Source organism: Pseudomonas sp. 65/3-MNA-CIBAN-0223, assembly GCF_040310425.1.
Lineage (GTDB): Bacteria > Pseudomonadota > Gammaproteobacteria > Pseudomonadales > Pseudomonadaceae > Aquipseudomonas > Aquipseudomonas gregormendelii.
The window spans coordinates 1-675 of sequence record NZ_JBEOPV010000053.1; the positions used below are offsets into that span (position 1 = coordinate 1).

Here is a 675-nt window from a genome sequence, read left to right on the forward strand (position 1 = left end):
TTGATGTGGCGACCAATGGCCCGCAGCTCAAGCTGTGCGGGGCTTGGTGGGGTCCACAGGCGAGGGGTCATGCGTTCGCCGTACTCGGCCAGCAACTGAGCATCGATGGCGTCCGTTTTACTGTGCTGAAGCATCAGTCTTGCAAAATTGCGGGAGCTTTTCGGGTTGACCACCGAGACCGGTAACCCAGCCGCGTTCAACTCCAAGGCCAGATCCAGGTAGTAAATCCCGGTGGCTTCCATGACAACAGATAGCGGTTTTAGGGCTATCAGCTTTTTCACAGCCGCCTTGCGCCCCTTGGGGGTTTGGGCGATATCCCACGAGCCGGCAGCACGGCCTTTGTCACGCCAAGCCATGACGCTGCTACGGGAACCGATATCCAATCCGACGTGAACGCTCATGCTTTCAACTCCGAGAAAACTGGGTGAAGATGGCTCCTGGTTCCCCTGACCTCGAACTTCATGCCGCTGCAACCTTGTAATGCGAAGTCCGACTTGTCGGCTTCTCGATACTCTTCGTGGTGGGCAATGAGGCGGGGGAGCCTCTCTACAGACAAGGTCAGGCGCAAGTCCTGCCTTCAGGAGCCATCGGCCTCCCCCAGAAACACATCTTTGTATGTCAGCACCAACGAGCTTAGACCTCTCTCGCTGGGTGCTGGGTCAACATACAAGGAGC

General features: G+C 57.3%; 1 protein-coding gene. It reads right to left on the reverse strand.

All coding sequences use genetic code 11. The annotated features are described in order from the left end of the window. Positions 1-401: IS110 family transposase (locus AAEZ09_RS27870; protein WP_350601573.1), on the reverse strand; the 401-nt coding region annotated here is incomplete at its 3' end. Positions 402-675 lie beyond the last annotated feature (274 nt).